General features: G+C 36.6%; 12 protein-coding genes. 5 read left to right on the top strand and 7 right to left on the bottom strand.

What is annotated here, in order from left to right; translation table 11 throughout:
- Positions 1-3: 3 nt before the first annotated feature.
- The 4 genes from EGI24_RS17905 to EGI24_RS17920 all read right to left on the bottom strand — a co-directional run bounded on the left by EGI24_RS17905 (position 4) and on the right by EGI24_RS17920 (position 5,496).
- Complete coding sequence (locus EGI24_RS17905) at positions 4-1,596, bottom strand: DUF1800 family protein (RefSeq protein WP_255049924.1); 1,593 nt, start codon at positions 1,594-1,596, stop codon at positions 4-6.
- 184 nt (positions 1,597-1,780) lie between these two features.
- On the bottom strand, positions 1,781-2,362 hold the full coding sequence (locus tag EGI24_RS17910; RefSeq protein ID WP_255049925.1) for a YqjF family protein: 582 nt from the start codon (positions 2,360-2,362) through the stop codon (positions 1,781-1,783).
- A gap of 10 nt (positions 2,363-2,372) precedes the next feature.
- Positions 2,373-4,760, bottom strand: coding sequence for a glycosyl hydrolase family 95 catalytic domain-containing protein (locus tag EGI24_RS17915; protein WP_255049926.1), 2,388 nt, complete (start codon positions 4,758-4,760; stop codon positions 2,373-2,375).
- Between the two features lie 79 nt (positions 4,761-4,839).
- Complete coding sequence (locus tag EGI24_RS17920; protein WP_255049927.1) at positions 4,840-5,496, bottom strand: hypothetical protein; 657 nt, start codon at positions 5,494-5,496, stop codon at positions 4,840-4,842.
- Positions 5,497-5,648: 152 nt separating this feature from the next.
- On the opposite strand from EGI24_RS17920, the gene EGI24_RS17925 reads away from it, so the two are divergent.
- A complete protein-coding gene (locus tag EGI24_RS17925; RefSeq protein ID WP_255049928.1) occupies positions 5,649-6,593 on the top strand; it encodes a D-2-hydroxyacid dehydrogenase in 945 nt (314 codons plus the stop codon).
- A gap of 48 nt (positions 6,594-6,641) precedes the next feature.
- Here EGI24_RS17925 and EGI24_RS17930 read toward each other — a convergent pair whose 3' ends face one another.
- The 3 genes from EGI24_RS17930 to EGI24_RS17940 all read right to left on the bottom strand — a co-directional run bounded on the left by EGI24_RS17930 (position 6,642) and on the right by EGI24_RS17940 (position 8,542).
- Positions 6,642-7,133 carry a DUF2911 domain-containing protein gene (locus EGI24_RS17930; protein ID WP_255049929.1) on the bottom strand — a complete coding sequence of 164 codons (492 nt, stop codon included), beginning with the start codon at positions 7,131-7,133 and terminating at the stop codon, positions 6,642-6,644.
- 56 nt (positions 7,134-7,189) lie between these two features.
- Positions 7,190-7,924, bottom strand: coding sequence for an ABC transporter ATP-binding protein (locus tag EGI24_RS17935; RefSeq protein WP_262926217.1), 735 nt, complete (start codon positions 7,922-7,924; stop codon positions 7,190-7,192).
- Positions 7,925-8,038: 114 nt separating this feature from the next.
- Positions 8,039-8,542: a GNAT family N-acetyltransferase gene (locus EGI24_RS17940; RefSeq protein ID WP_255049930.1), complete on the bottom strand. Its 504-nt coding sequence runs from the start codon at positions 8,540-8,542 to the stop codon at positions 8,039-8,041.
- 106 nt (positions 8,543-8,648) lie between these two features.
- Here EGI24_RS17940 and EGI24_RS17945 point away from each other — a divergent pair, with 106 nt between their 5' ends.
- From EGI24_RS17945 to ribD, 4 genes are all read left to right on the top strand, one after another.
- Positions 8,649-9,623 (top strand): YpdA family putative bacillithiol disulfide reductase, encoded by a 975-nt coding sequence (locus EGI24_RS17945; protein ID WP_255049932.1) that lies wholly within the window; start codon positions 8,649-8,651, stop codon positions 9,621-9,623.
- Between the two features lie 196 nt (positions 9,624-9,819).
- Positions 9,820-11,646 carry a translational GTPase TypA gene (gene typA / locus EGI24_RS17950; RefSeq protein WP_255049934.1) on the top strand — a complete coding sequence of 609 codons (1,827 nt, stop codon included), beginning with the start codon at positions 9,820-9,822 and terminating at the stop codon, positions 11,644-11,646.
- A gap of 110 nt (positions 11,647-11,756) precedes the next feature.
- Positions 11,757-12,050, top strand: coding sequence for a YciI family protein (locus tag EGI24_RS17955; RefSeq protein WP_255049935.1), 294 nt, complete (start codon positions 11,757-11,759; stop codon positions 12,048-12,050).
- Complete coding sequence (gene ribD, locus EGI24_RS17960; protein ID WP_255049936.1) at positions 12,050-13,093, top strand: bifunctional diaminohydroxyphosphoribosylaminopyrimidine deaminase/5-amino-6-(5-phosphoribosylamino)uracil reductase RibD; 1,044 nt, start codon at positions 12,050-12,052, stop codon at positions 13,091-13,093. The genes EGI24_RS17955 and ribD overlap by 1 nt, the downstream gene beginning before the upstream one ends.
- The last annotated feature ends 9 nt before the right edge of the window (positions 13,094-13,102 follow it).

Consider the following 13,102-nt stretch of genomic DNA (forward strand, 5'->3'; position numbering starts at 1 on the left):
AGCTCAGCTTAGTTGGTATTCAGGAAGTGCAAGAAAATAACTCAAGAGGCTTTTCAATCTTGAGGTAACCATATTGATATTGTTGTTATTGGGCTTTTGCTGTGAGTCGTTCCAAAGCTCTGTCCAATAATAATCTGATGCTTGTCCAGCCAATAGTATGTCTGTTTTTAGCTCTGTTTTTAGATTATTAGAAATAGGGATTTCGAAAAGCCAAAAAACCAATTCGTCAATCAATTTAATAGGATCTGATGGAGATTTGAGTTTTTTCACAAATCCTATAGGGTCAAAAAGGAGGCTTTGATTATTGCGTTTGTAACCTTTCGATATATAGGTATCAGTAAATTTCGTTCTTTCAGGAAAGGTACTAGCGTTTATCCAAATCTCATGGAAAACGGGTGCTTGGTAATAGGCTGGCCATCCAGCAACGCTTGGCGGGTCGCCCAACACCTGCTGGCCTCTGTCTGCCACTGAAGCCAAGTCGTTGGCCAAAAGATAATATTCATTAATATAGGTTTGATATGCTGGCCAAGTAGGCTCTAAAAACTTGGTGGTTCCTACCAGGTGTTCAATTGGGCTTTTTATTACACAGCCACGAAGCTCTAAATCAAAAAAGTGTTGGCTGGAAAACATCACCTTTAAAACTGGCAGTATCTCGAACTTGTTATCTCTAAAAATTTTAGCAAGGGGCACTATAAATTTGCTTTCAATTTCAGGTGTAATTTCATAGTAAAAAAAGAAAACATAAAGTCTTCGAATGATATAAAGACTCACTTCTTCTTTTTCAAAAATCATATTAAGCAAATCGTCGAGTTCATTTGTAGCAAAATCACCTGGGTGGCCTTTTATAACTTTGTTTCCATAAAATGAAGAGAATGTTTTATCAGTGGCATCGTGCCTGTCGGCTTGAAAGTAGCTATTGATAGGTTCTCTATTGATTCTATAGCCAGTCAATATTTTGGCAGCACTTTTTACATCATCTTCAGTGTATTTTGAATTGGGTCCTTTGCCCAGAGTAAATAGTTCTTGAAGTTCGCGAGCGTAGTTTTCATCTGGAGCTGTTTTGGTATTTTGCGTGCCATTTAGATAAAGTAGCATTGCTGGCTCTAAGGTAATTGCCTTCGTAAAATCCTTAAAATTGCCAAGAGCATATTTTCGAATAGTTTGTAAATATTTGAAAGCCATTCGGGCATCGTTGTACACATTTATTTCAGTAGCAAAATGGTTGTGCCAAAACAAATTCATTTTTTCATGAATAGTGGTTTCCTGAAAATGCATCTGTTGAATCCACCAAGACTTTAGAGATTGTTGTCTTCGGCTATTGATTGTGCCGTCTCCATAGGCACTGTTCACCCAAGTCTGACCTAAAGCGACGCCAGTCGTGTCTTTTGTAGCATTTTCGTAATGATTTACTGGAGGGGAAGGTACAGCACTTTCTTTGAAAATAACGGCTATAACTTGATCCAATGTTTTGCCAGAAAACTTTTTGAAATCATCTATTTTTATGCCCAAAAGTGTGCGTTTTAACAAATGCTTTAAAGCATTGTCGTCAAAAGTGCCAGTGTATTTTTCATGACTAATAGGTCCAAATGACTTCATAGAGTAGGGAGTTTTGGTTTAGACTCATTTTTTTGTAAAAGGTTTATTTTAACTAAAAACCAATTCTTTTTTTGTTTTCTACTGAGATTTTAGAACCTTCTGCCAGCATTACAGAGAAAGGTGTTTCATTGCTTAGAAATCCAAATTCTTCGCCATAAATTGCTTCAAAATCAACGTTAATTTGTTAATTATCAATATTATAGACCTTCCATTTCGGATGTTTTACTTCGTATTCGTTTGTTTTTGTTTGGTCAATTCGTGCATAACCCCAATAGTGTTCTGTAATAAACTCAGCTTCGCTATCAGCTTCTAATTCATACAATTTATTTGCACCACAAACTTTAATTGAGTTCCATATTTCTGCCTTTTTCCAAAGGTATTCTACTTCAATTTGATTTGTATTTTGCTCCCAAAAGTGTTTCATGTTTAATGTTTCATAATGCTCTTTATAAATAGTATTTGCAACAAAAGTTAAAGCAGCCTTGGGAACAATTTCTTTAATAAAAACCACACCCCTCTTTTCAATTCCATTTTCAACTCGCTTGACATAAAACCTTAAGTTGACTTCTTCAAAATTTATATGAAAAGGTATTTTTATTCCTAACAATTTGGTGTTTAAGAACATAAACCCTACCAAACTCACATAGCACTTGTTTTTCCATAGATCCAAAACCGTGCCGTAGGGTAAATATTTCTCTAATATTTTAGGATTAACTAGATAATTTACCATGGCTAATTTTCGCCATTCGGCATTTAGAAAACTCATTGTTTTGTCTTTAAAAAGCCCATTCCAACACTTGATTATTTTTTAAAATTGTCTTTTTGCTTTGTCCTTTATAAATCAATTCAGTTTCGCCACCAGGTTTTCCGATAATTTTGGCAGAAACCAATCGCCCATTTTCCCAAACTATGTCTAATTCAAATCCACCCCTAGCTTTTAGTCCTTTTACAGAACCACTTTTCCAGGAGTCAGGTAATGCGGGTAAAAGATAAATTTTGTCAACAGTGCTTTGCATAAGCATTTCGGCTACAGCGGCGGCTCCACCAAAATTTCCATCAATTTGGAATGGTGGATGAGCATCAAAAAGATTTGGATATGTGCCACCACCTCTCTGATAGTTAACTTTTACACCATCTGGTTCAACGTATTTGAGTAATTCTCTATACATTTTGTAAGCCCTATTTCCATCCCAAAGTCTTGCCCAAAGGTTTATTCTCCAGCCTTTTGACCAGCCTGTTGTTTCGTCACCTTTAATCTCGAGACTCGTTTTGGCTGCTGCTGCAAGTCCTGGTGTTTCGGCCATATTGATATGCAAACCAGGAAATAGACCATAAAGATGTGATTGATGGCGGTGCTTGGGTTCCGCGTCGTCCCAATCATAATACCATTCTTGTAGATTGCCTTTTTTGCCCACATGATAGGGATATAAATTGGCCAAAACTTCCTCTAATTTATTTTTAAAGTCATAGTCACTTTTCAAAATAGTGCTAGCTTCTATGAGATCGATAAATAGTTCTTTTATCATAGCTATGTCAGCGGTAGCTCCATAAAGCGTAGCACCTTTGTAGCCTTTGTCTGTTATATAAACATTCTCTGGCGACGTACCTACCGCAGTGATGTATTTTCCATTTTTGTCTTTTGTGAGCATATCCAGACAAAATTCAGCTGCTCCTTTCATCAGTGGGTAGGCCTTGTTTTTTAAGAAATCTATATCTTTTGTATAAATATAATGCTCCCAAAGATGCGTAGATGCCCAAGTTGCTCCCATAGCCCAGTTGGCCCAGACGGGGTCACCTTTACCAAAATCTCCGACTGGATTGGTCATTGCCCAAATGTCAGAATTATGGTGACAAGCCCATCCATTTGCGTTATAAAAAGTTTTTGCCGTTACTCTGCCAGTTTTTTCCAAATTTTCAAGAAAACCTAGAAAAGGTGTGTGCATTTCTGAAAGATTAGTATTTTCTGCCAACCAGTAGTTCTCTTCGGCATTGATGTTCATGGTATAGTTGCTACTCCATGGTGGTCTCATGTGTGGATTCCATAGGCCTTGCAAATTGGCAGGAACACCTTCGGTGCGAGATGAACTAATTAACAAATACCTTCCATATTGAAAATATAAGGTTTCGAGGTATTTATCCTCTGCTCCAGTTGCATATCTTCTAAGTCGTTCATCCGTGGGTAAATTTATACTCAAGTCAGGCTTTAAATCAAGGCTTACTCGGTTATAAAACTTCTGGTAATCACTCAAATGTCTAGTTTTGAGGTTCATGTAAGTTTTTTGAATCAGCGGAGTTATTCTACTGTTTACAATCGCTTTTTCATCTTTCCCTTGTGTTTCTGGATCTTTGTCGAATCCATTGAAGCTGGTCGCAACAAAGACAGCCAGTATTACTTCAGTTCCATTTTTTATGCCAATTGTGGAGTCTGTTTTTATGATTTTTCCCGAAATACTCTTTATTAATATACTCCCAAAAAACCGAGTTCCTCTTTTTTGGTCAAAAACTATAGGGTCTATTTTGTTATTCACATAGTTTGGATCAGCCTTTATAGGTGCTCTTCCTGCAAACTCTAATAGATTACTTGTAGTTTTTACATCAAACTTTAATTGAGAATCAAATCTCAGAGTGAAATTCAGATTTCCAACTTCCGAGCTATTGAGTTTGATAATAAACGCTTTGTCGGGAAATGAATAAAAGTATTCTTTGGTTATTGTGGTATTTCCAGTTTTATATGTCACTTTAGAAATGGCTTCGTCGAGCGATAGTTCCCGATAGTAGTTTGAAACATTCTCATGCCCAAAGTCGATAAACATAGTGCCCAATGGAGCGTAAGATTCTGAATATTTTCCCTGCATTTTTTTGATTAGCGAATCTGCAGCTTTATAATTTTCATTTTTTAGAGATTCTTTCACAGCAGGAAACGCCGTGTAAGCGTCTTTGTTCATGTATGGATTTACAGGCTCGCCGGACCACAATGTGATGTCGTTCAGGAAAATTTTATCTGTTTTTGTACCGCCGAAAACTGTGGCTCCTTGATTACCATTTCCTAATACCAGGGCTTCTTCGAAGTATTCAGCTGGTTTGTTGTACCAAAGTTTTAGCGGAACTTTTTGAGCAACTAAACTTTGGGATATTAATAGAAAAAGCAAGAATTTAATTTTCATCTTAAAAAGGTTGAATATGTTCCAAAAGTAATGGAAATGGCTAAAAAAATACAAAATTATTAATTTCTGAAAAAGTTTTCTACTTGTATCTTTTTGTCCTTCTAAGTTCATAAATGATTAGGATTAAGCCAATCACAACTGCTAATCCAAAGCAAGTAAGTAGAAAGTAAAAAGGATTAAATCTACCATTTTTTACTAAGTATTCGGAGCAGAAACGCATTATTAAAACCAAAAAGAAATAGAATATTCCCAGAAATGCCCAAGTGTTGAGTTTTGAAAACGGTGGATTGTCATCTCTGAAATCGAAATTATTGTTTGAGAATAAAAATTTGAGCTTATTCCAATCCCATATTAATAAATAAAGATTTGCGAGTAGCATCAAGAACGTGATCAAGGGGGTTCCTGCGAATTCGTACGAAAGAGTTATTATGAAGATGTTGGTTATAATGGGTAAAAAGAGGACTGCACCGAAAGTACTCCATCTTTGGGTCATAAGGATAAGTCCGGCGGCTAATTGGCCCCAACCTATAAATTTCCAGTAAAGTCCTGAGGCGTACATGGTTTCGAAAAAATGCCAGGCTGAATCTATCGGACTGCCTGCCCCAGAATCAGATGTAAATCTCAAGCCTTGAATTTTTACAATACTCGCAAATACAAAAGCCGAACCTATTAAATATCTTAAGAAAATAGTAAATATTTGAAGTGTCTTAATTCTCTTTAAACTTGATATGGTCATTTGGGCTCAGTTTTTTTATAAAAATAATAATAATTCTCTTTTTATTTTTTAATTCAGCCATCGAAATTTATCGCTTAAGTTTTTAATTGAAAATTTGGCGTAATAAAGATTTATTTTTAATAGATTTAAGGCTAAAATCTAATATCGAATTTATGAGAATAGTATTTCTTGACTCTTATACTGTGCACCCTGAAGAGATTAATTTAGATGTTTTTAAGGTTTTTGGAGAGTTTGTTCATTATGATCGAACCGTTCCTTCTGAATTGATTGAAAGAGCCCATAATGCAGAGATAATATTGACCAATAAGGTGGTATTGGATAAAACGACGATGAGTCAGTTGCCAAAACTTAAGTATATTGGTGTAACAGCAACCGGTTTTAATGTAGTAGATATAAAGGCCGCAAACGAACTTGGGATTACCGTAACCAATGTTAGAAACTATAGTTCGAATTCGGTAGCACAGCAGGTTTTTGCAATGATTTTGTCATTTGCAAATCGATTATCTGAGCATTCAAGTTTTGAGACTTGGGCTTCTCAACCCGATTTTTGCTATTATAATTATTCTCTTTCTGAGATTGCAGGTAAAACCATTGGTCTAATAGGCTTTGGCAATATTGCACAAAAAGTGGCTCAAATAGCATTGGCTTTTGATATGAAGGTTTTGATCAACAAAAGGACTCCCTTGGATTCACCTTTGGAGGGAATCACAGAGGTTGATTTAGACACCTTGCTGAAGTCTTCAGACTTTATCAGTTTACATTGCCCGCTTACAGCTGATAATGAGAAGTTTATGGATGTGTCTGCCTATAAAAAAATGAAAAATTCTGCCATATTGATAAATACAGCACGTGGTGGTTTGATAAATGAATCGGATTTGAGAGAAGCCCTAAATTCAGGTGAAATAGCGGGTGCTTATTTAGATGTATTAGCAGTTGAACCTCCAGCCAAAGACCACATTTTGGCTGATGTACAGCACTGTAGAATTAGCCCGCACATAGCTTGGGCTAGCTATGAAGCCAGACAAAAGCTTATGCAAATAGTCTTTGAAAATTTAAAGTGTTTTTTGGAAGGAAAACCGCAAAACGTCATAAAATAATAAAGGCCTTTCAAACGAAAGGCCTTTATTATTAATGTTAAAACTAAATTACCATTTTAAAGGTACTTTCACTGAAGTCATATCCCATGAGATAGTAATTTGAGTATCTTCAGCAGTTATAGTAAGTTTTTCCAAAGAAGCCTCGTTATTCAATGGCTTAACTTTTACAGAAGCTACATTTTTATCTTTCACTTTGTCATAACCGTAAGCTCCCCACTGCTTAAGTTCTGAGTTTAGAATTACTGTCCACTCATCTTTTGCCGGAATAGTAAACAAAGAGTATGTACCCGCTTTAACAGCTGCACCTCCAAAGTTAACGTCCTTTTTGAAAGTTACTTCAGTTGCACCATTGGCACCAGTTCTCCAAACCTCTCCATAAGGAACAAGCTTGCCGAAAATCTCACGATCTTTCTTAGATGGTTGACCATAAGTTATTTTAACGTTTGCACTTTCAGTAGTTATGGCTGGGCTAGCTGCAGGCTTTTGTGCAAATGCGAATGAGCTGATTAACGCAAAAAATACAAATATGCTTTTTTTCATTTTTGTTGAAATATTAAGTTGAAAAATTGTTTCGAATATATAAACGACCGAAAGTCTCAATTAGTTTTTTCGGCCAATTTTTTTGCCATTTCCAAAGGATTCGTTGGATTTGGATTCAAAGTATCTGACTCAATTAGACCGTCTCTTAATCTGATAATCCGGTGGGCGTAATTGGCTATGTCTTCTTCGTGTGTTACCATTATTATGGTGTTCCCTTTTTCATAAATTTCATGAAAAAGCTGCATAATTTCATACGAAGTTTTAGTGTCGAGGTTACCGGTTGGTTCGTCAGCCAGCAATATGGAAGGGTCGTTTACCAAAGCTCTAGCTACTGCCACACGTTGACGTTGTCCACCAGAAAGCTCGTTGGGTTTATGTAGAGAACGCTCACCTAAACCTACACTAGCCAAAACAGCCTGAGCTTTTTCGGTTCGAGCGGCTTTGCCATAACCTGCATAAATGAGTGGTAAAGCTACATTTTCTAAAGAAGACTGGCGAGGCAACAAGTTGAAGGTTTGAAATACGAACCCAATTTCTTTGTTTCTTACTTCAGCGAGTTCGTTCTCACTCATTCCGCTAACATCTTTATTATTTAGGACATAAGTTCCAGAAGTCGGAGAATCTAAACAGCCAATAATGTTCATCAAAGTAGATTTTCCAGATCCAGAAGGTCCCATAAATGCTACATATTCCCCTTTTTTAATGGTAATCGTCACATCTTTCAATGCATCAATCACTTCAGAGCCCATCACATATCTTTTGGCGATATTCTTAGTTTCGATAATAACCATACTATCGGTTTTTATTTATTTTTTTGAAAGCAACAAAGTTATATTTTATTTTTTGGTGAAGCATTTATTTTCTACCAACGAATTATTTGGCGGATGGGTGGTAGGAAATAGATTTCAAATTCCATATAAATTCAGTAAATCCTTTTTCTCTCCAAATGGAATGGTTTTCTCAAAAACAAACCCCAATTTTTGTAAAAGAGCATTTGAAGGGATATTCCTCGGATCAACAATAGCAATAATTCTGCTTATTTTCAAAGCATCTTTCCCATATTCTAAAGTAGCATTTGCTATTTCATGTCCAAATCCTTTTCCGATAAAGTCTGGCAGAAAGGCAAAGCCTAAATCGACATTTTCTAATTCTTCTCTTTTAATAAAGCCACACATACCAATTGATTTTTGCGTCAATTTTTCACCCACCAAATAGAATCCAAAACCATTTTCTTCGTAACTTTTTAAAGAGCCATTTTTCAAATAATTTTCGGCATCAACTAAATTCCTGACACCTTTGTCTCCGATAAACTGCAGCCAAGTAGGCGTGTTAACCAATTCTAATATGAATGGGGCGTCGGCCAAAGTGAATTTTCGGAGAATCAATCGTTCAGTTTCAAGAATCAGCATTTTATGAAATTATAATGTGTTCGAAAATTAAGAATTATTTCAAAACAATTCATTTATAATACCGTATTCAAGTTCAAAAAACGTTGTTTGTCCGTAAATTTGTTTCATGGAAAAATATGATGTAGTAATAATCGGAGGTGGTCCAATTGGTTTGGCTTGTGGAATTGAATGCCAGCTATCAGGCTTAAGTTATGTGATTTTGGAAAAGGGATGTTTGGTAAACTCGCTATATAACTATCCTACAACCATGACTTTTTTCAGTACATCTGAAAGGCTGGAGATTGGTGGGGTACCATTTGTCTCTATTTCAGCAAAACCCACGCGTTCAGAAGCCTTAGAATATTACAGAAGAGTTACTCAAAATAGAACGCTGAATGTAAGGCTTTTCGAAGAAGTTACATCTGTAGAAAATAATGATATTGAATATGTAACAACCACAAATAAAGCAGTATATCATTCCAAATCCATAGTTTTAGCAACGGGATTCTATGATATTCCAAATACTTTGGGAATTGAAGGAGAAAATTTACCTAAAGTAACACACTATTATAAAGATCCTCATTTTTATGCTTTTCAGAAGGTTTTGGTTGTTGGGTCCAATAATTCATCGGTAGATGTTGCCCTAGAAACTTGGAGGAAAGGAGCTGATGTAACGATGGTGATTCGGGAACCAGAAATCGGGAAAAGTGTTAAATATTGGGTGAGGCCAGATATTGAAAATAGGATTGCTGAGGGTTCTATAAAGGCCTATTTCAACTCAGAAATTTTGAAAATTACAGAAAAAGCTGTGTTTGTTAAAACTCCAGATGCCGAAATTTCAATTGAAAATGATTGGGTATTGGCGATGACTGGCTACAAGCCAAATCTGCCATTTTTGGAGAAAATGGGTATTAATCTATCTCTAGACCAACAAAGAAAGCCAGAATACAATGAAAATACCATGGAAACCAATTTGCCCAACGTTTTCATTGCGGGTGTTATATGTGGTGGAATGGATACACGTAGCTTGTTTATTGAAAACTCAAGAGTACATGCGGAATTAATTGTAAAGCGGATTTTGGAGAAGAACAAAATCAATTAATTTCAATTTCTCCAACTGCTGATCAGAATTCTTAAAATTGCACTTCTCCAATTAATTATTTGACAATCAATAGTTTACTATAAATTAATATATTGGCTGTAAGTTTATTAAAAATAAATTCGTACCTTTGCGGACTTTTTAGGGCTAATCTCCTAGAAAAAATCAATCTAAAAATCCTTTTTTGAAGGGAATCAAAATGCAAGAAATAAGAAATATCGCCATCATTGCTCACGTTGACCACGGTAAAACTACCCTTGTTGACAAAATCATCCACGCTTCTAAAATCTTTAGAGAAAACCAAGAGTTTGGAGATTTAATCCTCGACAACAACGACCTTGAGCGTGAAAGAGGTATCACTATCGTATCAAAAAACGTATCTGTTAGATATAAAGGTATCAAAATCAATATCATTGATACGCCTGGTCACGCCGACTTTGGTGGTGAGGTAGAGCGTGTATTGAAATTGGCCGATGGAGTTATTTTATTGGTAGATGCTTTTGAAGGTCCAATGCCACAAACACGTTTTGTACTAGGTAAAGCCATCGATTTAGGATTGAAGCCGATTGTTATAGTAAACAAGGTAGATAAAGAAAACTGTCGTCCTGACGAAGTACACGAAAATGTATTCGACTTGATGTTTAACCTTAACGCTACAGAAGATCAATTAGATTTTCCTTGTCTTTATGGTTCATCAAAACAAGGTTGGATGAGTACAGATTGGAAAGTTCCAACAGATACCATTACTCCTCTTTTGGATGCCATCATCGAATTTATTCCACCATCTCCAATTGTGGAAGGTACTCCACAAATGCAAATTACTTCATTGGACTATAACTCATTTGTGGGTAGGATAGCCATTGGTAGAGTAGCGAGAGGTACATTGAAAGAAGGTATGCAAGTATCACTTTGTAAAGCGGATGGTACTATCAAAAAAATGAGAATCAAAGAATTGCAGGTTTTTGAAGGATTGGGTAGAGTAAAAACGGACACTGTGGGTTGTGGAGAAATTTGTGCTATTACTGGTTTGGACGACTTTGAGATTGGCGATACTGTAGCTGATGCAGAGAATCCTGAGGCTTTGACAAGAATTTCAATAGATGAGCCTACCATGAACATGTTGTTCACTATCAACAATTCACCGTTCTTTGGTAAAGAAGGAAAATTCGTTACCTCGCGTCACGTAAGAGAGCGTTTGATGAAAGAAACAGAAAAAAACCTAGCTCTTAAAGTTAAGCAAGGCGATTCAGAAGATAAATTTATAGTGTTTGGTCGTGGTATTCTTCACTTGTCGGTTTTGATTGAAACCATGCGTCGTGAAGGATATGAGTTCCAAGTTGGTCAGCCACAAGTATTGTATATGGACGGACCAAACGGAGAGCGTATGGAGCCAATTGAGACCTTGGTTGTGGATGTTCCTGAAGAAACTGCTGGTAAAGTAATTGAATTGGCCACTCAAAGAAAAGGTGAGCTTTTGATAATGGAACCAAAAGGCGATTTACAACATTTGGAGTTCAACATTCCTTCAAGAGGATTGATTGGTTTGCGTTCAAATGTATTGACCGCAACACAAGGGGAAGCCATCATGAACCACCGTTTCAAGTCTTATGAGCCTTATAAAGGAGTTATTCCTGGTCGTACGAACGGTTCAATGATATCCATGGGTAATGGCCCTGCCGTTCCTTACGCTATCGACAAATTGCAAGATAGAGGCGTATTTTTCATCGATCCAGGCGAAGATATCTACATGGGTATGGTAGTAGGTGAGCACAATCGTCAGAACGACATAGTGGTGAACTTACAGACTTCGAAGAAGTTGACCAACATGCGTGCTTCAGGTTCGGATGACAACGTGAAAATTACACCAAAGTTGAACTTCTCTTTGGAAGAATGTATGGAATACATCCAAAAAGACGAGTACTTAGAAGTAACACCTAAGTCGTTGAGAATGAGAAAGATTTATCTTGATGAGAACGAACGTAAACGTTCTGAGCGTATGTCAGAAACCAATGCTGCTTTGGTTTAAGAATTTGATTTGATGGTTAGTTGGTTTGACCAATTTTAAGAATTTTGCAAAGCCTCAATGAATTTCATTGGGGCTTTTTCGTATTTTTGAGGAAAATATAATGTTAACCAATGCCCCAATATCTCCTAGTCGCTCATGATGGCGATGCCCCAAATGCACTAGAAAAACGAATGGAAGTTCGTCCACGACATTTTGAATATGCCCGACGAATGAAGGCAGAAGGTAAAATAATAGTTGGTGGAGCTCAACTTACTGATGATGGAAAGATGAAAGGTTCCGCTGTAATTTTGAATTTTGAAGATGAAAATGGCCTTCAAGAATACCTAAATAATGAGCCTTATATTTTAGAAGGCGTATGGGCGAGTTATACCATCACACCTTTTAGAATAGCCGATTTATCTTGATGGAACGTCAAAATGCCGACCAAGTTTTCATGGAAAGAGCCCTCCAGCTGGCCGCTTTGGGCAGAGAATGGGTGAGTCCAAATCCTATGGTTGGCTGTGTAATTGTGCATGATGGTCTTATCATAGGCGAAGGATTTCATCAAAAGTATGGAGAAGCTCATGCAGAAGTAAATGCGGTTAATGCTGTTATTAACAAAGAGTTACTGCATGAAGCCACTGTTTATGTAACACTCGAACCGTGTGCTCATTTCGGAAAAACTCCGCCCTGTGCCGATTTGTTGATAAAACACAAAATTAAAAAAGTAGTAGTCTGTAATCTCGATCCATTTCCCCAAGTTTCCGGAATTGGTGTTAAAAAACTGCAAGAAGCTGGAATAGAGGTTGTAGTAGGTGTTTTGGCTCAAGAAGGAGAAGAACTCAACAAACGTTTTTTCAAAGCACATCGCTTTGGATTACCATATATAGTCATAAAATGGGCTGAAACATCCGACGGATACGTGGCTCAAAAGGACGGAAATCCGTTGGCGATTTCAAATACAACCACTAATATCACAGTTCACCGTTGGCGAGCTGAAGAAGCTGGTATTTTAGTTGGAACTAACACTATTTTGAACGACAATCCCCAACTGAATGCCCGAAATTGGCCAGAAGCTAATAATCCGACGCGAATAATTATTGATAGAAACTTGAGGATTCAAGGTGATTTCCATATTTTAGATCAAAAGCAAAAAACTTTAATTTACAATCTTCACAAAAATCAAAGCATTGATAATCTTGAATATATTAAAATCGAATCGGAAATAGATTTTCTAAATAAAATGCTTTCAAGCCTCAAAAATAGAGGCATAAATAGCATTTTGGTAGAAGGCGGTCCACAACTTATTCAGTCTTTTTTTGAGGAACAGCTTTATGATGAAATCAGAATTATTAAAAGTGGTCGTGCGATAAAGGAAGGAATCAACGCTCCAAATGTACCCAGTGGGATACCTTTGGTCAAAAATTACAGTATCCTCAACGATCAGATTTTTATATTTGCACGATAATTCCAACCT

Origin of the sequence: Lacihabitans sp. CS3-21 (assembly GCF_024343675.1) — a bacterium.
In the GTDB taxonomy this organism is placed as follows: domain Bacteria; phylum Bacteroidota; class Bacteroidia; order Cytophagales; family Spirosomataceae; genus Leadbetterella.

Coding starts and splice junctions, on each gene's coding strand:
- EGI24_RS17945 (WP_255049932.1), top strand. CDS start 8,649: ATGGAAAAATATGATGTAGTAATAATCGGAGGTGGTCCAATTGGTTTG.
- EGI24_RS17910 (WP_255049925.1), bottom strand. CDS start 2,362: ATGAGTTTTCTAAATGCCGAATGGCGAAAATTAGCCATGGTAAATTAT.
- EGI24_RS17935 (WP_262926217.1), bottom strand. CDS start 7,924: ATGGTTATTATCGAAACTAAGAATATCGCCAAAAGATATGTGATGGGC.
- typA (WP_255049934.1), top strand. CDS start 9,820: ATGCAAGAAATAAGAAATATCGCCATCATTGCTCACGTTGACCACGGT.
- EGI24_RS17940 (WP_255049930.1), bottom strand. CDS start 8,542: ATGCTGATTCTTGAAACTGAACGATTGATTCTCCGAAAATTCACTTTG.
- EGI24_RS17920 (WP_255049927.1), bottom strand. CDS start 5,496: ATGACCATATCAAGTTTAAAGAGAATTAAGACACTTCAAATATTTACT.
- EGI24_RS17930 (WP_255049929.1), bottom strand. CDS start 7,133: ATGAAAAAAAGCATATTTGTATTTTTTGCGTTAATCAGCTCATTCGCA.
- ribD (WP_255049936.1), top strand. CDS start 12,050: ATGGAACGTCAAAATGCCGACCAAGTTTTCATGGAAAGAGCCCTCCAG.
- EGI24_RS17955 (WP_255049935.1), top strand. CDS start 11,757: ATGCCCCAATATCTCCTAGTCGCTCATGATGGCGATGCCCCAAATGCA.
- EGI24_RS17905 (WP_255049924.1), bottom strand. CDS start 1,596: ATGAAGTCATTTGGACCTATTAGTCATGAAAAATACACTGGCACTTTT.
- EGI24_RS17925 (WP_255049928.1), top strand. CDS start 5,649: ATGAGAATAGTATTTCTTGACTCTTATACTGTGCACCCTGAAGAGATT.
- EGI24_RS17915 (WP_255049926.1), bottom strand. CDS start 4,760: ATGAAAATTAAATTCTTGCTTTTTCTATTAATATCCCAAAGTTTAGTT.